Origin of the sequence: Streptomyces sp. SCSIO 75703 (genome assembly GCF_036607905.1) — a bacterium.
Lineage (GTDB): Bacteria > Actinomycetota > Actinomycetes > Streptomycetales > Streptomycetaceae > Streptomyces.
In genome coordinates, this window is record NZ_CP144555.1 from 6,467,023 (window position 1) to 6,486,627 (window position 19,605).

Consider the following 19,605-nt stretch of genomic DNA (forward strand, 5'->3'; position numbering starts at 1 on the left):
CCGGCGCCGGAAGACGGGTACGGGCGGTTCACCCGGGGCGGTGGAGCCCGGTTCAGGCGGGGCCCGTGTGGTGGCACAGGAGCAGGCAGACGTCGTCGTCGCGCTCGGAGTCGCTCAGCAGCGGGCGCAGGATGCCGTCCGCCGAGCCCTCCAGATCCGTCGCCAGTTCCCGCGGGCCGAACGAGCCGAGCACCCGGGCCAGCCGCTCGATGCCCGGGTCGATGCCCCGCGCCCGCCGCTCCACCAGACCGTCGGTGTACAGCGCCAGCGTCGAGCCCGGCTCCAGCCGCACCGTGTGGTCGGCGATCTCCTGGTGGAGCGGGATGCCGAGCATCGCGCCCGGTTTGGCGTCCAGCACCCGCACCCGCCCGTCCGGCTCGCGCAGCACCGGCGGCGGATGGCCGGCGCCGGCCCAGGTCAGAGTGGGTTCGTCCGGGTGGAAGCGGGCGATGACCGCGGTGGCGAACAGATCCGGCTGGAGGTCGTGCAGGAAGGTGTGCAGCCGGGTCAGCAGCCGTCCGGGCCCGCCCCCGTCGACCGCGTACGCCCGCAGCGCGGTCCGCAACTGGCTCATCATGACCGCGGCCCGCAGGCCGTGTCCGGTCACGTCGCCGACCACGACGATCACCCCGCCGTCGCGCTGGCGGAAGGCGTCGTACCAGTCCCCGCCGATGTTCAGCCCGTGGGTGGCCGGCAGGTACCGGGCGGCCAGCGCGAGGCCGGGCGTGGCCGGCAGCTCGGTCAGCAGGGCCCGCTGCAGCGTCTCGGCGATGTCCCGGTTGTGCTGGTAGCGCTGGGCGTGGTCGATGGCGATGCTCGCCCGCCGGGTCAGCTCGACCAGCATCACCGCGTCGTCCGGGTCCCAGCGCTCCCCGGGCGGGGACAGGGTCAGCACGCCGAGCGGGGCCCGCCGGGTCGGCAGCGGGATGCACAGCAGCGGCCGGCCGGGGTCCAGCGCCGAGGGCGGCTGGTCGTCGACGCCGGGCAGCCCGCCCGGATGGCCGGCGGCGTACTGCGGCCGGCCGGTGCGCGCGGCGAGCACCGCGGCGGCCGGGTGCGCCGGGACCCCGCCCGGGTCGCTGTCCTGGTCGAAGAGCCACACGTCCACGTGCGACGCGTACTCGGGCACCAGCAGGCCCGGCAGACGGCGCACGATCTCGTGGTGGTCGAGCGAGGCCGTCAGCACCGCGCTCGCGTCCGCGAGGAAGGTCAGCCGGCGCCGCGCGTGCTCCGCCTCGGTACGGGCCGCCCGCTCGGCCGCGAACGCCTCCCGCTGGGCCCGCCCGGCCGCGTCCAGTTCGGCGTGGAGCGCCACCACGCCCTGGTTGGTCTGGTGCAGCTCCTCCCGGTGGAAGGCGACCAGCGCCTCCTGTTCGCGGAGCCGGTCCAGCACCAGCGCCGTGTCCTCGTCGGCGCCGAGCAGCGCCTCGGCCGGACCGTCCGCCGTGACCTCGCCGGCCGCGTCCGCCTCCGGTGCCGGGCGGGGGCGGGGCACCGACATCCGCCACGGGGACTCCCCGGCGGCGGGCGCCTCCGGCGACGGCGTCAGCACGGCCCGCAGCACGTTCCCCTCGCCGCCCTCCGTCCCGGTCTCCAGGGTCAGCCGCCAGGTGCCGCCCTTGGTCAGGCACTGCCGCAGCCGCGTGCTCAGCGAGGCCGTCAGCCGGATCCGCTCCAGCGGCGCCACCCCGTACGCCGAGGCCAGCCGCGCCGCCGCGATCCGGGCCCGCGCCGCGCCCTCCACGTCCGAGATCTCCCAGGTACGGGTCATGGCCGGTCCGAGGGGCTCGAGGTCAGCACCGCCACGGCGGTGTCGTCCCGCACCGGGCGGGCGGAACTGCTCGCGTCCCGTACGGTCACGGCGGCCGTCACCGCCGGGTCGGTGCCGGGGCGGCACGCGTCCGCCGACGGCGTCCACCGGCTCGGCAGCCCGTCGCTGTGCAGGATCAGCACCCGGTCCGGCGTCCACTGCCTCTCCTCCTCACGCACCGTCGTCGGCCGGTGCACCCCCACGATGCCGGGCCGGGACACCAGGTGCCGCCAGGTGCCGTCCTCGCAGAGCCGCCCGCCGATGTTGCCGACGCCCGCGAACCGCAGCACCCCCGCGACCGGGTCCACCTGGGCGAGCGCGACGGCCGCGCCCCGGGTCCCGGACAGCGCGGCGTCCAGCTCGCGCAGCGCGCCGGCCGGCCCGAGGCGCGCCGCCCCGCGCAGCGCCTCCACGGCCGCGGACGAGGCGCGGGCCGCCTCCGGACCGTGCCCCAGCCCGTCGGCCAGCATCAGCGTCACCCGGTCCCCGTCCCGCACCCACGCCCAGGCGTCACCCGAGTACGCGGCCTCGGCGAACGGCACGTTCACCCCGCCGGCGCGCACCCCGGCCACCGGGTCCGCCCCCAGCCGGGCGGCCCGCGCACCCCGGGCGGTGCCCACGCGGGCCAGGGCGACCGTGCCCCGGCCCGGGGCGCCGTGCACGGCGAAGTCGTCGGCGATCCGGGCACAGGTGCCGAGGCCCGCCCCGAGCGAACCGGTGGTGGTGAAGCCGTCGCCGAGCGCCGCGGAGACCTCCCCGATGCCCGGACCGTGGTCGACCGCGGCGATCTGCACCAGCCGGTCCGTCTCGCGCCCGGCCACGAGGACCGGCGGGGCGACCACGTCGACCAGGATCCGCCCGCCGCCCGCGTGCTTGAGCAGGTTGGTCGCCAGTTCGGTCGCCACCAGGGCCGCCGAGGCGGTGCGCCGCTCGTCGAGCCCGGCCAGGGCCGCGGCGTGCTCCGCGGCCACCCGGGCGTCCCGCACCCGGGTCGAGTCGTGCACCGGCACGTCCCACACCCGCGGCATCACACCTCCTCGCGCCGGAGCGGCGGCCGTCCCACCCACGAGGTCACCCGCACGGTGGTGCCGGCTCCCGGACTGCTCTCGATGGCGAACTCGTGCACCAGGCGCCGCGCCCCGCCCAGCCCCATCCCCAGCCCGTCGCCGGAGGTGAAACCGTCCCGGAGCGCCTGCTCCAGGTCCGCGATGCCCGGACCCTCGTCGCGGAAGGTGAGCCGCAGACCGTGCGTGCCGCCCTCCGCGAGGGGCGTCGCCTCCATCGTCCCACCGCCGCCGTGGACGAGCGTGTTGCGGGCCAGTTCGCTCGCCGCGGTGACCAGCTTCGTCTGGTCGACCAGCCCGAAGCCGAGCGCGGCGGCCGTCTGCCGCACGTGCTGCCGCACCCACACCAGGTCCATGTCCGAGCGGATCGGCAGGCGGGCCTGAGCGCCCGCGGCCGTCCGCATCACGGATTCCCCCGGTGCGGGCCGCCCCGGCGGGCCGTCCAGACCTGGCCGGTGAGCAGTTCCATCGCCACCTCGGTGCTGAGCGCGGTCCGCAGACCCGGCAGCGTCAGCCCCAGTTCGACCAGCGTGATGGCGACCGCCGGCCGCATCCCGACCAGCACCGTCCGCGCGGCCAGCAGTCCCGCCTGCCCCGCGATCTCCGCGAGGATCCGGCCGAGGAAGGAGTCGACGACGTCCACCCCGGAGACGTCGATGATCACCCCGGTGGCCCCGCTGCGGGCGACGGTCTCCGCCAGGTCCTGCTGGAGCTGCTCCGCCGTGCTGTCGTACAGGTCCCCCTGGAGGGTGACCAGGAGCACGTCGCCGAGCCGCAGCACCGGTACGCGACCCGTGACGGGACCGGTGAGGGGCCCCGGTACCGCCTCGTTCACCGCGTGACCGCTCCGTCCGAGCCCGGCGCGACGATGCCGACTCCGAGCCGGTGCAGCACGTGGCCGAGCGCGTCGGCCAGGCTCGCCCGGGTGACCACGTTGCCCAGATCCAGCCCGAGGTGGACCATGGTCTGCGCGATCGCCGGCCGGATGCCCGAGACGATGCACTCCGCGCCCATCAGCCGGGCCGCCGCGACCGTCTTCATCAGGTGCTGGGCGACCAGCGAGTCGACCGTCGGCACCCCCGTGATGTCGAGGATCGCGTACCGCGCCTGCTGCTCGACGATCGACTCCAGCAGCGTCTCCATCACGACCTGGCTGCGCGCGCTGTCCAGCGTCCCGATCAGCGGTACGGCCACGATGCCGTCCCACAGCCTGATCACCGGGGTGGCGACCTCCAGCAACTGCAGCCGCTGGCGGTCGATGAGCGACTGGCCCTCGCTGAGCGCGGTCTGCATCACGACCACCCGCAGGGTGCCCATCAGCACGTTCAGCACGGTCACCGAGGCGCGGACGTGGTCGGCCGAGGCGTCCTGGACGTCGGCGAGCAGCAGGTTCTCCACCGGAGGCCGCAGCGCGGCCAGCTCGCTCGACACCTGACCGGTGCTCAGCCCCGCGCGGGAACGGGCCGCTCCCATCCGGGCGAGCTGCTCGCGCACCGTCGTGAAGCCGGCGGCGTCCGGGTCCTCGACCCGCTCCCCGTCCGCGACCTGGGCGAGGGCGTCCACGACCGCCTTGCCGGCCTCCACCGCCTCGTCCCGCGACACGGTGAACACGGACCGGAAAAGCGGCTCGTCCGCCCAGCGCTGCGCGATCTGCTCCCGGCGGCGCCGTAGGAAGTCCCTCACCTCCAGGGTCGGCGATCCGGACGTCTGCTGCGCCTGCTCCGGCACCTGCTCCACTCCTCATCCGCGGTGCGCCGCGCCGGGCCCCACGAGGGCCGCGCGACGACGTCTGTCCCTGCCGGTCGACCACTGTAACCACCCGCCGGCCTCGTACGACCCCTGGTTCACGGGCACCGTGTCACCGGTCCCGGGGGCCCGGCCGCTCAGCCGTCCGCCGCTCCCGTGCCGGGCGTCCCGGCCCCGTGCTCACCGGCGTCGACACGGGCCAGCGCCTCGTCGAGGCTCCCGGAGACGGGCACGGTGATGCTGACCCCCGTCAGGTCCAGGACGCGCCGCACCGCGGGCGTCGGGGCGATGATGTGCACGCTGCCCGGCAGCTCCCGGGCCTCCTGGTAGACGCGCAGGACGATGTTCATCCCGGAGGAGTCCATGAACGGCACCTCGGACAGGTCCAGCAGGAAGTGCCGCCGGCCGTGGTGGAGCTGGTTGGCCAGGTGGTGCTGGAACTCGGTCGCGGTGTCGACGTCCAGATAGCCCTCCACCTTCAGCAGGGCGACGTCCTCACGGGGCAGCGTCACCTCGACGGACAGCGGGTTCTGGGCAATGGGCACGTGTACCTCCATGACTGACGGCCGGCTCGGTCACCCCCGTACGCGACGTCGGTGCGCGCCGTCCGCGGGGCCGCGGCCGGCGGGCCGGTCGTGCCGCCCGCCGCGCCCCCGCCTCCGCGCACGCGTCTCACCGCGCCGCCCGACTACCCGCGAATCCCGCGGCCACACCCGCCGTCCGCCGGCCCGCGTCACCCGACGCGGATGCCCACCAGACACGTGTCGTCGTCGGTGTCCGAACGGCTGTAGGTGAGCAGCCGGTCCAGGTGCTGGTCGAGCGTGGCCGGCGTCGGCCGGGCCGTGCTCAGCAACTGCGCCAGCGACTCCTCCACGGTGCGGTCCCGGCGCTCCACCAGCCCGTCGGTGTACATCAGCAGCGTGTCCTCGCCGGCGAGCTGCACCTCGTCCTCCTCGTACGCCGCCTCCGCCACCGCCCCCAGCAGCATGCCCCGCACCAGCGGCAGCGGCGCCGCCTCCGGGCCGCGCACCAGCACCGGCGGCAGGTGCCCGGCCCGCGCCCAGCGCAGGGTGCGCCGCGCCGGGTCGTACAGTCCGCACACCGCGGTCGCCGTGACCCCGCCGGTCAGATGGTGCGCCACGATGTTCAGCCAGGACAGGAGCTGGCCCGGACCGGCACCGGTCACCGCGAGGCCGCGCAGCGCGTTACGCAGGACGACCATGCTGGTCGCGGCCTCTATGCCGTGCCCGGCCACGTCCCCGACGCAGACCAGCACCAGGCCGTTGGGCAGCATCACGGCGTCGTACCAGTCGCCGCCGACGAGCTGCTCGGTCTCGGCGGGCCGGTAGCGCACGGCCACCTGGAGGTCCGGAACCCGCAGCGGGGCCTGGGCGGGCGGCATGATCGCGTGCTGCAACTGGAGGGTCAGCCGGTTGCGCTCGATCGCCTGCTGCTCGGTGTGGGCCAGTTGGTCGCGGGTGGCCGCGAGGGCCACCTCCGTCCAGTGCTGGGCCGAGATGTCCTGGTAGGCGCCGCGCACGACGAGCAGCCGGTCGTCGGTGTCCAGCACCGGTTCGGCGACGACCCGCACGTGCCGGGTCACGCCGTCGGGGCGCTGGAGCCGGAAGGCCGCCGACGAGGGCCGCCGGTGGTGCAGCAGCGTGCGCAGGAACCGGCCGATGGCCACCGCGTCGTCCGGGTGGCTGTGCGCGGCCAGTTCCTCCAGCGGTACCGGGGTGCTGGACGTGGGGCGCCCGTACAGGTCGAACAACTGGCCGTTCCAGGTGATCTCGCCGGTGAGCAGGTTCTCCTCGAAACCGCCGATCCGGCCGAGCCGCTGCGCGTGCTGGAGGAGGCTGGCCAGCCGGGCCGTCTCGTCCTCGATCCGCCAGATCAGCAGGACGGCGTTGCCGTGCCGGCTGATGCTGATGTCCGCGGTCGCGGAGAGCGGCACCTGGTCGACGAGGGCGGTGAGGTTCATCCGCCGGGCCCGGAACGGCTCGCCGGTCGCGTAGACCCGCTCCACGCTCTGGAAGAGCTCGCTGTCCCCGGCGGCCATCGGGAAGGCCTCCAGCAGCAGCGCGCCGCCCACGACCGCGCGGGGCCGCCCGGCCGGGTCCAGGAAGCGCTTGTTGACGTGCTGGATGCGGAAGTCCGCCAGGTGCCCGGCGTCGTCCAGGTGCGGCACCAGCACCAGCGCCGGGTCGTGCAGCCCGTCGGCGAGGTCCATCAGCTCCGCCGCGTCCGGCATGACCCGCGGTTCCTGCGGTCCGCCGGGCGGCGGCTCGTACGTCTCCAGGGTGTGCGCGCACAGCTCGGCCAGCGCCTCGACCTGCCGGACCACCGGGGGCGGCTGCGGAGCGAGCGGCACCGGCCAGGCGATCTCCAGCACCCCGTGGATACGGCCCCCGGTGCCGGCGGGCACGGCGGCCCGGCCGCCCTCCGGATACTGGTGGCGGCCCACGCTGGGCAGCCCGGTCCGCGCGAGCGAGGTGATCCACTGTCCGGCGCGCTCGGTCAGCCCGCTGCGGGCCACCGTCGCCACGTCCGGCGGGACGTAGCGCCAGCGGGCCGCCTCGGCCGGGGAGAACCCGGCGCTGCCGGCCAGGGTCAGCGACCCGTCGGAGCCCGCCGCCCAGATGGCCACCGCGACCGCGCCGAGCGGACGCAGCGCCTGTTCGAGGAGGGCGTCGGCGACGGCCTGGGTGTCGCTCGCGGCGAGCGCCCGGCTCTCGGCGGCCCGCAGCCGCACCGCGGCGGAACCGGCCACCGCGCCCGGGCCGGTTCCGTCGGCGCCGGCCGCCTCCCGGCCGCCGGCCGCGGCGGTGGCGGTGAGGAAGGAGTCGGTGATCTCCGACATCCGGTCCCGGGCGGCCTGGTTGATGACGTCGACCGCGAACTCCAGCGGCGTCGCCTGCGACTGCTCCGCCAGCTCGGCGAGTTGCCGGGCGGCCTCGGCGGGGCCGCAGCCGAGCCGGGCGACGAGGATGCCCTTGGCCAGCTCGATCAGGGCGCGCCCCTCGGCCTCGGCCTGTGCGTCCCGCACCTCGCGGCTGAGCCGGGCGACGGTGGCCGCGAGGCGGCCCACGGGGGTGAGCGGGGTGATCGCGCCGAGCCCGTCCGCCGTGGCCGGTGGCCGTGCCGGGGACGGTCCGCGGTCCGGTCCCCGCCGGTCCGGGGTCTCGTGCCGCCGTCCGGGACCGTTCACGCCGACCACGCTCCGCGGCCGGAGGGGCGCGGCGCCACCGCGCACGCGGCGCGGGGGAGGATGCCGTACGCGCTCATGCGGGCAACCACCGGCGGACGCAGGCGATCAGGTCCCGGGTGTCGACCGGCTTGGTGACGTAGTCGCTGGCCCCGGAGGCGAGGCTTTTCTCCCGGTCGCCGGGCATCGCCTTCGCCGTGACCGCGATGATCGGCAGATCGGCGTACCGCGGCATCCGGCGGATCTCCGCGGTCGCCGTGTAGCCGTCCATCTCCGGCATCATCACGTCCATCAGCACCAGGGCGACCTCCGGGTGGTCCACCAGCGTCTCGATGCCGCGCCGCCCGTTCTCCGCGTGCAGCACCCGGAAGCCGTGCAGCTCCAGGATGCCGCTGAGCGCGAAGAGGTTGCGCGCGTCGTCGTCCACGACCAGGACCGTACGGCCCGTCGGCGGCCCGTCGGCGGGCGGCTCCGGCAGCCGCCCCGGCTGCTCGTGCCGCACCAGCGGCAGGACGTCGCCGGGTTCGTCGGCCGCCAGGTGCAGGGCGATGCGCTCGCGCAGCTCGTCCAGGCTGGACAGGAACTCCAGCGAGCCGCCCTGCGCGCCCGAGCGCAGGCTCGCCTCCTGCGCCGCGTCCGCCCGGTGCCCGCTGTGCACCAGCACCGGCACGCTCGCCAGCGCGGAGTCGCCCCGCAGCGCGCCGAGGAAACGGGACGCCTCCCCGTCCGGCAGGCCCAGCTCCAGTACCACGCAGTGGCACGGCTCGGCCGCGAGCGCCCCGGCCGCCTCCTGCGCGCCGACGGCGGTGATGACGTCCACCGGGGGCCGGTCGCCCGTGTCGTCCCGGCCGTGCGCGAGGTCGGCGACCACGCTCTCGGCCACCAGGGTGAGCAGTCCCCGCGGCCGTTCCTCGACGACCAGCAGGCGCCGGGGCCGGTTGCGGTGCCCGCCGGCCGGTTCCCGCGGGGCGGGGCGGGGGAGCGGGGCGGCCGAGGAGGCCGGCAGGCTCTCGCCGGCGTGCTCCAGCACCTCCTCGAAGTCCGGCCGGGCCACGGGCAGGAACAGGGTGAAGGTGCTGCCGCGGCCGGGCGTGCTGTCCACCGTGACGGCGCCGCCGAGCAGTTGGGCGATCTCCCGGGTGATGGACAGGCCGAGCCCCGTGCCGCCGTACTTGCGGCTGGTGGTGCCGTCGGCCTGCTGGAAGGCGCCGAAGACCGACTCCAGGTTCTGTTCCGGGATGCCGATGCCGGTGTCGCTCACCCGGAAGGCGACCACGGCACCGCCGCGGATCACGTCCGCGGGCACCTCGTCGTCCGGGGCCGGTGCGACGGACAGTTCCACGCTGCCCCGCTCGGTGAACTTCACCGCGTTGGAGAGCAGGTTGCGCAACACCTGGCGCAGCCGGGAATCGTCGGTCAGCAGGTCGGCCGGGGCACCGGCGGCGGTGGTGACCGCGAACGACAGGCCCTTCTGGGTCGTCATCGGCCGGAAGGTGTCCTCCACGTAGTCGATGAGCTGACGCAGCGTCACCCGCTCGGGGGAGACGTCCATCTTGCCGGCCTCGACCTTGGACAGGTCCAGGATGTCGTTGATCAACTGGAGGAGGTCGGAGCCGGCGGAGTGGATGATGCCCGCGTACTCGACCTGCTTCGGGGTGAGGTTGCGCGACGGGTTCTGCGCGAGCAACTGGGCGAGGATCAGCAGGCTGTTGAGCGGGGTGCGCAGCTCGTGGCTCATGTTGGCCAGGAACTCCGACTTGTACTTCGAGGCCAGCGAGAGCTGCTGGGCACGGGTCTCCAGCTCCTGCCGGGCCTGCTCGATCTGGAGGTTCTTCGCCTCGATGTCCCGGTTCTGCGTGGCGAGCAGGGACGCCTTCTCCTCCAGCTCGGCGTTGGAGCGCTGCAACTCCTCCTGCTGCACCTGGAGTTCCTCGGAACGGGCCTGGAGCTCGACGGTCAGCCGCTGCGACTCGGCCAGCAGTTCGTCGGTGCGGGCGTTGGCCACGATGGTGTTGACGTTGGCGCCGATGGTCTCCATGAGCTGCGTCAGGAAGGTCCGGTGCACGGGGCCGAACGGCGTGACCGACGCCAGCTCGATCACGCCGAGGACCTGGCCCTCGACCACCATCGGCTCCAGCAGCAGCGTGGTCGGCACCACCTCGCCCAGCCCGGAGGAGATGGTCACGTAACCGGGCGGCAGCGCGTCCACGACGATGGTGCGCCGGCTGCGCGCGGCCTGCCCGACCAGGGTGCGCCCGAAGGCGATGCGCGTCGGCCGCGCCGGCTCCGCGGGGCAGCCGTAGGAGCCGACCAGCCGCAGCTCGGGCCCGTCCTCGCCGTCCTCGGCCAGGTAGAAGGCGCCGTACTGGGCGGAGACCAGCGGCACCAGCTCGTCCATGATCAGCTCGGCGACGACGGGCAGGTCGCGGTGACCCTGCATCAGGCCGGAGATCCGGGCGAGGTTGGTCTTGAGCCAGTCCTGCTCCTGGTTGGCCCGGGTGGTCTCGCGCAGGGACTCCACCATCGCGTTGATGTTGTCCTTCAGCTCGGCGACCTCGCCGGACGCCTCCACGTTGACGGAGCGCGTCAGATCGCCCTCGGCGACCGCGCTGGTCACCCCGGCGATCGCGCGGACCTGCCGGGTGAGGTTGCCGGCCAGTTCGTTGACGTTCTCGGTGAGCCGCTTCCAGGTGCCGGAGACGCCCTCCACCTCGGCCTGCCCGCCGAGGCGCCCCTCGGTGCCGACCTCGCGGGCGACCCGCGTCACCTCGTCGGCGAACGCGGACAGGGTGTCGACCATCGTGTTGATCGTCGTCTTGAGTTCGAGGATCTCGCCGCGGGCGTCGACGTCGATCTTCTGCGACAGGTCGCCCCGGGCCACCGCCGTCGTCACCAGCGCGATGTTGCGCACCTGGCCGGTGAGGTTGTTGGCCATCGAGTTGACGTTGTCGGTGAGGTCCTTCCAGGTGCCGGCCACGTTCGGCACGTGCGCCTGCCCGCCGAGGCGTCCCTCGGTGCCGACCTCGCGGGCGACCCGCGTCACCTCGTCGGCGAACGCGGACAGCGTGTCGACCATCGTGTTGATGACGTCGGCCAGCGCGGCCACCTCGCCCTCGGCCTCGACCGTGATCCGCTGCGACAGGTCGCCCCGCGCCACCGCGCTGGCGACCTGGGCGATGGAGCGGACCTGCCCGGTCAGGTTGGACGCCATCACGTTGACGTTGTCGGTGAGGTCCTTCCAGGTGCCCGAGACGCCCCGCACCTGCGCCTGGCCGCCCAGGTTGCCGGCCGTGCCGACCTCGCGGGCGACGCGGGTGACCTCGTCGGCGAAGGCGGAGAGCTGGTCGACCATCGTGTTGATGGTGTTCTTCAGCTCCAGGATCTCGCCGCGCGCGTCCACGGTGATCTTCTGGGAGAGGTCGCCCTCGGCGACCGCCGTGGCCACCTGGGCGACGTTGCGGACCTGGGCGGTGAGGTTGCCCGCCATGAAGTTCACGGAGTCCGTCAGATCGCGCCAGGTGCCCCGCACGCCCTGCACGTCGGCCTGCCCGCCGAGCCGCCCGTCGGTGCCGACCTCGCGGGCGACGCGGGTGACCTCGTCGGCGAAGGCGGAGAGCTGGTCGACCATCGTGTTGATGGTGTTCTTCAGCTCCAGGATCTCGCCGCGCGCGTCCACGTCGATCTTCTGGGAGAGATCGCCCTCGGCGACCGCCGTGGCCACCTGGGCGATGTCGCGGACCTGCGTGGTCAGGTTGCCCGCCATGGCGTTGACCGAGTCCGTCAGGTCGGCCCAGGTGCCCGAGACCCCCGGCACCCGCGCCTGTCCGCCGAGGGTGCCCTCGGTGCCGACCTCCCGGGCCACCCGCGTGACCTCGGAGGTGAACACGGACAACTGGTCCACCATCCCGTTGAACACGGTGGCGATGTCGCCCATCAGGCCGTCCGCGTCGTCCGGCAGGCGGGTGCCGAAGTCCCCGTCCCGTACGGCGGTCAGGCCCGCCAGGAGCCGCCGCAGCTCCCGGTCGCCCGGGACCGCGTCCACCGTCCCGGCGCTCTCGCTGGTCATGCGCATCCTCGTTCCGCTCCCCAGGAGTCCTCGGCCGCCGAGGACTCGGAACCCCTCCGGGGACCGCCGCGCGGCCCCGTCCGTCGTGCGTGCGTCCTTGCCCCGCACACGTCTTCGCAGTTCACGGATCTGCCCGATGAGAAAAATACGTCAGAGGCTAACCCGGGCGCCGGGAACCCACCAAGAAGTACCCCGGGCCGGGTGGGACCGCTCCCGTCCGGCGACACGCGTTCGAATGCGGCGGCCCCGGGCGGGTATTCATCCGGGGGAGCCGGTCCGGCCCGCGGTATCCGCCCCGGGCCCGTCACCCACCGACCGGCGCGGGAGGAAAGGGGCAGCGTGCCGACGGACAGCATCTGGTCGTTCCGGGCGGACAGCGGGTACGTGGAGGGGCGGGACCCGACGGGGTTCGCCGTCCACGCGAGCGACGGTGCCGTCGGGCGCGTGGACCGGCAGGCCGGCCACTTCGGCATGCGCCACCTGGTCGTCGACACGGGGGTGTGGGTCTTCGGCCGCAGCGCGCTCGTCCCGGTGGGCGTCGTCCGGCGCGTCGACCCGGCCGCCCGCAGGGTGACCCTGGGCTGCACCCGGGCGGAGGTGAAGGCCGCGCCCCGCTTCCGTACCGACAGCGAGACGATGGACCGGGCGTACCTGGCGGCCGTCGGCGACTACTACCACCGGCTCGCGGCGGGGGAGGCCCGCCGCCCCTGAGCGGGTGCCGCACGCCCGCACGGCACGTTCCGGGGAACCACGCAGGGGGAACCGGCCGGCCGGACCCCCTGCGCCCCGCCGCCCGCGAGGACCGACCCCGACCCGGCCGGCGCGTGTCCGGCCCGGCCACGTGGCCCCGGGGGGCGCCCCGCTCACCAGGGCATGAACACGTGGATGTCCTTGCCCCGCGCGCCGGTGACCACGCTCACCTGGTCGGACAGGGTGTGGATCAGGTGCCAGCCGATGCCCCCGCCGCCGCTGCTGGGATGGAAGGGGCGCGGCGCGGGCTCCGTCGCGCTGGTGTCGTGCATCACCACGTGCACCCCGTCGAAGGTCCTGCGCAGCCGCAACTGGAAGGGGCCCGGCGCGTACTGCACGGCGTTGGCCGCGAGTTCGGTGACGACCAGCAGGATGTCGTCCCAGTGCTCGGGCGCCGCCGGGGGCGCCACCCGGGCCAGGTCGCCGAGGAAGTCCTCGGCGACCAGACGCGCACCGGTCACGTTGTGCAGTTCCCCGGTGAAGCTGGCGATGCGGTTCGTGATCTCCTCGGAAGCCAGTGTCCTGTCCCAACGCGGCTCGGCTGCCATCTCGCCTTCCCGGCCCGGCACGGGCCGGGCATCGTCCTTGTCCTGCGCCCCCCTGGTTGGTTAGTTCCCGTGCGGGCGGAGCCTACGCGCGTGCACCGGGGACGGAGCGGCGCGAGGGGCGCCGGGGAGGGGACGGGACGGCGGGGGCGCGGGGTCAGCGGAAGAACACGTTGTCCGCATCGTCCCAGCTGGCCGGCTCCTCCGCGGGCGGCCGGCGGCGCGAGCGCGCCTCGTACATCGCGTCGATCTCGGCGGCGTAGGTCCGGACGATCTCGTCGCGGCGCAGCTTCATCGACGGGGTCAGCAGTCCGCTGGCGACGTCGAACGGTTCCGGCAGGATGCGGAACACCCGGATGGACTCGGAACGGGAGACGGCGCTGTTGGCGGCGGCGACGGCCCGCGCGATCTCCTCGCGCAGCGCGTTCTCCTCGCGGGCCTCGCGGATCGACGCGTCGCCCTGGAGGGCCAGGCCCGCCCGCCAGTGCGACAGGAACCGCGGATCCAGCGTGATCAGCGCGCCGACGCAGGGCCGGTTGTCGCCCACCACGACCGCCTGGTGGACCAGCGGGTGCTCGCGCAGCCGCTCCTCCAGCGCGGACGGCGTCACGCTCTTGCCGCCGCTGGTGATGATGACGTCCTTCTTGCGGCCGGTGATCGTCAGGTAGCCCTCCTGGTCCAGGTGGCCGAGGTCGCCGGTGGCGAACCAGCCCTCCCGCAGCACCGCACGGGTCGCGGCCTCCCGGCCCACGTACCCCTGGAACATCGAGGGGGCGCGGACCAGGATCTCCCCGTCCTCCGCCAGGTGGACGTCGACGCCGGGCAGCGGCTTGCCGACCGTGCCGGACTTCTCGCGGCCCAGCGGCTGCATGGTCAGCCCGCCGCTGGTCTCGGTCAGGCCGTACCCGTCGTGCACGTAGACGCCGATGCCCTCGTAGAACAGCGACAGGTCGCGGCTGAGCGGCGAGCCGCCCGAGGTGGCCCGGCGCACCCGCCCGCCGAGGGCCGTGCGCAGCCGGCGGTACACCGTCCGCTCGTACAGCGCGTGCTGCATCCGCAGGTCCAGGCCCGGACCCGGCCCGCGGTCGAGGCGGCGGCGCTCCAGGGCCTCGGCGAAGTCCCGCGCGGTCTCCGCGGCCCGCTCGAACAGCGCGCCGCGGCCCGACTCCTGCGCGGCGCGCAGGAAGTTCTTGTAGAGCCGCTCCAGCACCGAGGGGACCGCGTAGAGGTACGTCGGCCGCAGGGTGCGCAGGGCCCGGGACAACGCCTCCTCGCTCATCGCGGGCTCGTGCCCCATCAGCAGCCCGCCGCGCAGGCACAGCGTCTGGATCATCAGCCCGTACACGTGGGAGAAGGGCAGGAAGGCGAGGATCACGCCCTGCTCGCCCGGGGGCGCCACCGTGTGGCCCCAGCCGGCGAGCAGCGTGTCGCACGGGCTGGCGACGCTGCGGTGGCTCAGCGCGCAGCCGAGGGCCTGGCCGGAGGTGCCCGAGGTGTAGGCGACGACCGCGGTGGAGTCCGGCAGGACGATCCGGCGCATCGAGTCGACCGTGGCCGGCGGGATGTACTCGCCGCGCTCCACCAGCATCTCCACCGCGCCGGCGTCGAGCTGCCAGACGTGTCCGAGCGCGGGCAGGGTGGCGCAGACCGAGCCCACGGTCATCACGCTCTGCTCGTCCTCGACCACCACGGCCACGCAGCGGGCGTCGCGCAGGATCCATTCGACCTGCTCACGCGAGGACGAGGGATAGATGGGCACGACCTCGGCGCCGACGGTCCACAGGGCGTAGCTGAAGAGCGTCCACTCGTACCGGGTGCGGGCGAGGATGGCGACCCGGTCGCCGGGGGATATGCCGCAGACGATCAGGCCCTTGGCCAGGGCGACCACCTCGTCCCGGAACCGCGCCGCCGACACCGTCACCCACTCGGCGGAGGACGGCACGGGCCGCCGGGCGAGCACCGGGAGCCGGGGCGTGCGGTCCGCCGTCTCGAAGACACTGTCGGCGAGTCCGCCGGTCAGGGGCGAGGCGGCGGGGGGAGCGAGGGCGAGTTCGCGCATGCGCTGCTCCTGAGCTGTACAGAGGGTGACGTCGCGGACGGGCACCGTCATCGGCCGGGAGCTCGAATCTAGCCGAGCCGGGGACACCGGGGGGCCGGGACGGCGGAAGTGTGGCCGCCTGGTGATCTCGGCCGGATCGGGGGACCCGGGGAGCATGACCTTCACGAACCCCGATCCCGATCCCGAGCGCACCACCGGCCTGGAGCCGGGTGGCGGCGTCCCGCCCGGGGAGACCCCGCCCGCGGAGAGCAGCCTGCCGGAGGCGGGCCCCTACGAATCGCACAACCCGCCCAAGGGATGGGCGAAGGGCCCGCTGACGCTGATCCTCGCGCTGGTCGTGGTCTTCGCGGCGGGTCTGCTGGGATACGCCCTCGCCCTGATCTTCTGACCGGCCGCGCCCCACCGCCCGGCGCCCGACCACCGCCCGGCCGCTGCCCGGCGCCCCGACCGCCGCCGGGCGGCCCCGGCCCGCGCGGACGCGGGCCGCTGGGGCCGACGGGCCCCCGTCCGCGTCCCGGGCCCCGGTGGAACGGGCGGGCGGCCCCGCCCGCCCGCCGGGGTGACCTCGCCACGGGCGTCCGCCCGCACGCATGGCCACCGCCACGGTCTCCGGGCCCGCCCGCGCCGGCCCGCCCGCCCCTGGCGCGGCGCCCGGCGGGGTCTCCCGCTCCCGTGCGGGCCGGGCGGCCCGGCGGCCGGGCCCTTCGCCACGCCGGGCGGGCTCGGGGCCGCCGTGCCGGGACCTCGTCGCGCCGCCTCCGGCACCGGCCCGCGGCCGGTCTCCCGCGTTCGCGGGCCCGGCGGCCCGGCGGCCCGGCGGCCCTGCGGGCCCGGCTGCGGCTGCCGTCGCCGGGCCGTCGGCTGCGGGCCGGGAGCCCCGGCCACCGGCGTCGCGCGCGTGCTGCCCGTCGACCGGTGACGGTGGCCGCTGTCAGGCCGCCTGGGTGCGGGCGACGCAGGCGGCGACGACCTCGCGCAGGCTGCCGGTGCGTGCCAGCAGTTCGCGCTGGACCCGGGCGCCGTTGCCGTGGCGCAGCAGCTCCGCGGCGCCCTCCCGCACCCGGTCCAGGTCGCCGTCGGCGGCCAGCGCCTCCCCCGTGTGGGCCAGCAGCCGGTCGACCACCGCGGCGGCCGGCGCCCGCCGCATCGTCTCCGGGTGCAGCAGCTCCCCGGTCAGCCCGGAGCGGGCGGCCCGCCACGCGGCCAGCCGCAGCAGGCTCACGCTGTGCGCGGCCGGCGCCGCGCCCTCGCGCCACTCCCGCACCGCCGTCTCCACCAGGGCGCGGGCCAGCGCGGCGACCAGGACGGCGGTCCGGGCGTCCAGGCACACGTCCGCGACGCGGAACTCCACCGTCGGATAGCGCGGGGAGAGCCGGACGTCGAAGTAGACCATCCGCTCGTCGAGGATGGTGCCGGTGGCGACCATGTCGGCGACCCGTCGCCGGTAGTCCGCGGCCGAGCCGAACAGCTCCGTCGGGCCGGCCGACGGCCACCGCTGCCACACCCGGCTGCGATAGCTGCTGTACGAGGAATCGCGGCCCTGCCAGAAGGGGGAGTTGGCGCTGAGCGCCGAGAGCACCGGCAGCCACGGCCGCACCCGGTCGATCACCGCGACGCCCTCCTCGTCGCCGTCCACCGCGACGTGCACGTGGCAGCCGAGCACCAGTTGCTCGTGGACCACGACGCCGTACTGGGCGGCCATCCACCGGTAGCGCCGGTGCCCGCCGACCGAGGGCGTGACCGGCAACGGGGAGGTGGCGAGCGCCGCGACCGCGCAGCCGGCCCCCGCGGCGTGCCGCGCCGCCTCCGCGCGGCAGCGCACGATGTCGGCGTGCAGCAGCCCGAGGTCCGTCTGCGGACGCGTGGCGAACTCCAGCATCTGGCCGTGGAGCTCCTCCTCGAAGACGCCCCGCGGGGCGGCGCCGCGTCCCGCGCGGGCGAGGACGGCGGCCGACTGCGCGCGCGGCTCACCGGAGTCTGGGTCGACCAGGAGGAGTTCCTCCTCCACTCCGACGGTACGCACCTGATGCCGCCCTCTCTGCGCGGGCCCGGCCGCGGTGTCGGCGGGACACTCCCGCCCGTGCACCCCGACTGCCCCCGCACGCCGGGCGGACACCTCCCCGGGGCTCAGGGGAGCGACGGCGCGTCCGGCGCGAGCCACACCGTGGCCAGCGGCGGCAGCGTGATCCGGACCGCGCCGTCCTGCGGCGCGACCGGGCCGGGCCGGGTGACGCCGCCGCCGCCGTACTTCGCGTCGTCGGTGTTGAGGACCTCCCGCCAGGCGGCGGGGCCCTCCGGCACGGCGAGCGCGTAGTCGTGGCGGACGACGGGGGAGAAGTTCGACACCGCCAGCAGCGGGGCGCCTGCCGCGTCCAGCCGCAGGAAGGCGAGGACGTTGTCGTCGGCCGCGTCGACCCGCACCCAGCGGAACCCGGCCGGGTCGGTGTCGCGCTGCCACAGCGCCGGCGTGCGCAGGTAGCGGGTGTTGAGGTCCCGGACGAGGTCCCGCACCCCGCGGTGGTCCCCCGCCGAGTGGTACCCGTCGTCCAGCAGCCACCACTCGGGCCCGTGCGCCTCGGACCACTCCCCGCCCTGGGCGAACTCCTGTCCCATGAAGAGGAGTTGCTTGCCGGGGTGGGCCCACATGAACCCCAGGTAGGCGCGGAGACCGGCTCGCCGCTGCCACCAGTCGCCCGGCATCTTGGACACCAGGGCCCGCTTGCCGTGCACGACCTCGTCGTGGGAGATCGGCAGCACGTAGTTCTCGCTGTACGCGTACACCATGGAGAAGGTCATCTCGTGGTGGTGGTGCCTGCGGTGCACCGGCTCGTGGCTCATGTACTCCAGCGAGTCGTGCATCCAGCCCATGTTCCACTTGAACCCGAACCCGAGCCCGCCGGTGTCGGTCGGCCGCGTCACCCCGCCCCAGGCGGTCGACTCCTCGGCGATCGTCACCACCCCGGGGCAGCGGCGGTAGACGGTCGCGTTCATCTCCTGGAGGAAGGCGACCGCCGCCAGGTCCTCCCGTCCGCCGTACGCGTTGGGCTCCCACTGGCCGGAGTCCCGCGAGTAGTCCAGGTAGAGCATCGAGGCGACGGCGTCCACGCGCAGCCCGTCGACGTGGAACTCCTCGCACCAGTACACGGCGTTCGCGACGAGGAAGTTGCGCACCTCGGTGCGGGCGAAGTCGAAGGTGTACGTCCCCCAGTCCGGGTGCTCGGCGCGCCGGGCGTCACCCGGCTCGTACAGTGGGTCACCGTCGAAGCGGGCCAGCGCCCAGTCGTCCTTCGGGAAGTGCGCCGGCACCCAGTCCAGGATCACGCCGACGCCGGCCCGGTGCAGCGCGTCCACCAGGTACCGGAAGTCGTCGGGGGAGCCGAGCCGCGCGGTCGGCGCGTAGAAGCCGGTGATCTGGTAGCCCCAGGACGGGCCGTAGGGGTGCTCGGCGACCGGCATCAGCTCGACGTGGGTGAAGCCGAGGTCCCGCACGTAGGCGGGGAGCACGTCGGCCAGTTCGCGGTAGGAGAGCCCCGGGCGCCAGGACGGCAGGTGCACCTCGTACACCGAGAACGGCGCCTCGTGCACCGGCACGGCACCCCGGCGGCTCATCCACTCCGCGTCGCCCCACGTGTGGTGCGAGGCGGTCACGACCGAGGCCGTGGCCGGCGGCTCCTCCGTCCGGCGGGCCATCGGGTCGGCCTTGAGGAACCGCTGCCCGTGCCGGGAGTGGATCTCGAACTTGTACCGCGCGCCCTCCCCGATCCCGGGCAGGAACAGCTCCCACACGCCGGAGGAGCCCAGCGAGCGCATCGGGAACGCCGTCCCGTCCCAGTGCGTGAAGTCGCCGGCCACCCGCACCCCCAGGGCGTTCGGCGCCCACACCGTGAACCGGGTGCCCGTCACGCCCTGGTGCGTCATCGGCTCCGCGCCCAGCGCCCGCCACAGCCGCTCGTGCCGGCCCTCGCCGATCAGGTGCAGGTCCATGTCGCCGAGCGCGGGCAGGAAGCGGTACGGGTCCTCCGTCTCCCGCTTGTCCTCCCCGTACGCCACGGCCAGCCGGTACGCCGGGATCTCCGGCAGTTCCAGGACGCCGGAGAACAGTCCGTCCCCCTCCGGGACGAGGGCGTGCCGCTGTCCGCCGACGACCACACTCACCCCGCGGGCGTACGGGCGCAGCGCCCGGAACGCGATCCCGCCGGGCACCGGGTGGGCGCCGAGCAGGGCGTGCGGATCGTGGTGCGCGCCCGCCAGCAGCCGCCCGCGGTCGCCGGGATCGAGGGGCGGCGCCGTGCCGCACGGCCCGGTGACGGGCGGGACGGGGCCGGACGGCTCGGGGAGGGTGGTGTCGCGCAGGGCCACG

14 protein-coding genes are annotated in these 19,605 nt (G+C 75.0%); 2 read left to right on the plus strand and 12 right to left on the minus strand.

Annotated elements, in window-relative coordinates; all coding sequences use genetic code 11:
- Positions 1-52 precede the first annotated feature (52 nt).
- From VM636_RS28450 to VM636_RS28485, 8 genes are all read right to left on the minus strand, one after another.
- A complete protein-coding gene (locus VM636_RS28450; RefSeq protein WP_338485977.1) occupies positions 53-1,771 on the minus strand; it encodes a SpoIIE family protein phosphatase in 1,719 nt (572 codons plus the stop codon).
- On the minus strand, positions 1,768-2,838 hold the full coding sequence (locus VM636_RS28455; protein WP_338485978.1) for an ATP-binding SpoIIE family protein phosphatase: 1,071 nt from the start codon (positions 2,836-2,838) through the stop codon (positions 1,768-1,770). Before VM636_RS28455 ends, VM636_RS28450 begins: the two co-directional genes overlap by 4 nt.
- Entirely contained in the window at positions 2,838-3,278 is a 441-nt protein-coding gene (locus VM636_RS28460; RefSeq protein ID WP_053914268.1) for an anti-sigma regulatory factor, read from the minus strand. Before VM636_RS28460 ends, VM636_RS28455 begins: the two co-directional genes overlap by 1 nt.
- Positions 3,278-3,709 (minus strand): STAS domain-containing protein, encoded by a 432-nt coding sequence (locus VM636_RS28465; RefSeq protein ID WP_053914269.1) that lies wholly within the window; start codon positions 3,707-3,709, stop codon positions 3,278-3,280. Before VM636_RS28465 ends, VM636_RS28460 begins: the two co-directional genes overlap by 1 nt.
- Entirely contained in the window at positions 3,706-4,602 is an 897-nt protein-coding gene (locus VM636_RS28470; RefSeq protein ID WP_030419235.1) for an STAS domain-containing protein, read from the minus strand. Before VM636_RS28470 ends, VM636_RS28465 begins: the two co-directional genes overlap by 4 nt.
- A gap of 155 nt (positions 4,603-4,757) precedes the next feature.
- Positions 4,758-5,165: an STAS domain-containing protein gene (locus tag VM636_RS28475; protein WP_051821233.1), complete on the minus strand. Its 408-nt coding sequence runs from the start codon at positions 5,163-5,165 to the stop codon at positions 4,758-4,760.
- Positions 5,166-5,353: 188 nt separating this feature from the next.
- Positions 5,354-7,726, minus strand: a complete 2,373-nt coding sequence (locus tag VM636_RS28480; protein ID WP_234312535.1) for a SpoIIE family protein phosphatase — start codon at positions 7,724-7,726, stop codon at positions 5,354-5,356.
- A 175-nt stretch (positions 7,727-7,901) separates the two neighbouring features.
- Positions 7,902-11,891 carry a HAMP domain-containing protein gene (locus VM636_RS28485; protein WP_078962769.1) on the minus strand — a complete coding sequence of 1,330 codons (3,990 nt, stop codon included), beginning with the start codon at positions 11,889-11,891 and terminating at the stop codon, positions 7,902-7,904.
- A 339-nt stretch (positions 11,892-12,230) separates the two neighbouring features.
- Here VM636_RS28485 and VM636_RS28490 point away from each other — a divergent pair, with 339 nt between their 5' ends.
- Positions 12,231-12,602 carry a hypothetical protein gene (locus tag VM636_RS28490; RefSeq protein WP_030419239.1) on the plus strand — a complete coding sequence of 124 codons (372 nt, stop codon included), beginning with the start codon at positions 12,231-12,233 and terminating at the stop codon, positions 12,600-12,602.
- A gap of 152 nt (positions 12,603-12,754) precedes the next feature.
- Here VM636_RS28490 and VM636_RS28495 read toward each other — a convergent pair whose 3' ends face one another.
- Positions 12,755-13,189, minus strand: coding sequence for an ATP-binding protein (locus VM636_RS28495; protein ID WP_030419240.1), 435 nt, complete (start codon positions 13,187-13,189; stop codon positions 12,755-12,757).
- 154 nt (positions 13,190-13,343) lie between these two features.
- Complete coding sequence (locus VM636_RS28500; protein WP_338485983.1) at positions 13,344-15,245, minus strand: AMP-dependent synthetase/ligase; 1,902 nt, start codon at positions 15,243-15,245, stop codon at positions 13,344-13,346.
- Between the two features lie 154 nt (positions 15,246-15,399).
- Here VM636_RS28500 and VM636_RS28505 point away from each other — a divergent pair, with 154 nt between their 5' ends.
- Entirely contained in the window at positions 15,400-15,633 is a 234-nt protein-coding gene (locus VM636_RS28505) for a DUF6480 family protein (RefSeq protein ID WP_030419242.1), read from the plus strand.
- Between the two features lie 543 nt (positions 15,634-16,176).
- On the opposite strand, the gene VM636_RS28510 is transcribed toward VM636_RS28505, so the two are convergent.
- Both VM636_RS28510 and glgB read right to left on the minus strand, forming a co-directional pair.
- Positions 16,177-17,268, minus strand: a complete 1,092-nt coding sequence (locus VM636_RS28510; protein WP_053914271.1) for a glutamate--cysteine ligase — start codon at positions 17,266-17,268, stop codon at positions 16,177-16,179.
- Between the two features lie 104 nt (positions 17,269-17,372).
- A complete protein-coding gene (gene glgB / locus VM636_RS28515; protein ID WP_053914272.1) occupies positions 17,373-19,604 on the minus strand; it encodes a 1,4-alpha-glucan branching enzyme in 2,232 nt (743 codons plus the stop codon).
- Position 19,605 lies beyond the last annotated feature (1 nt).

Coding starts and splice junctions, on each gene's coding strand:
- VM636_RS28450 (WP_338485977.1), bottom strand. CDS start 1,771: ATGACCCGTACCTGGGAGATCTCGGACGTGGAGGGCGCGGCGCGGGCC.
- VM636_RS28455 (WP_338485978.1), bottom strand. CDS start 2,838: ATGCCGCGGGTGTGGGACGTGCCGGTGCACGACTCGACCCGGGTGCGG.
- VM636_RS28460 (WP_053914268.1), bottom strand. CDS start 3,278: ATGCGGACGGCCGCGGGCGCTCAGGCCCGCCTGCCGATCCGCTCGGAC.
- VM636_RS28485 (WP_078962769.1), bottom strand. CDS start 11,891: ATGACCAGCGAGAGCGCCGGGACGGTGGACGCGGTCCCGGGCGACCGG.
- VM636_RS28495 (WP_030419240.1), bottom strand. CDS start 13,189: ATGGCAGCCGAGCCGCGTTGGGACAGGACACTGGCTTCCGAGGAGATC.
- VM636_RS28500 (WP_338485983.1), bottom strand. CDS start 15,245: ATGCGCGAACTCGCCCTCGCTCCCCCCGCCGCCTCGCCCCTGACCGGC.
- VM636_RS28505 (WP_030419242.1), top strand. CDS start 15,400: ATGACCTTCACGAACCCCGATCCCGATCCCGAGCGCACCACCGGCCTG.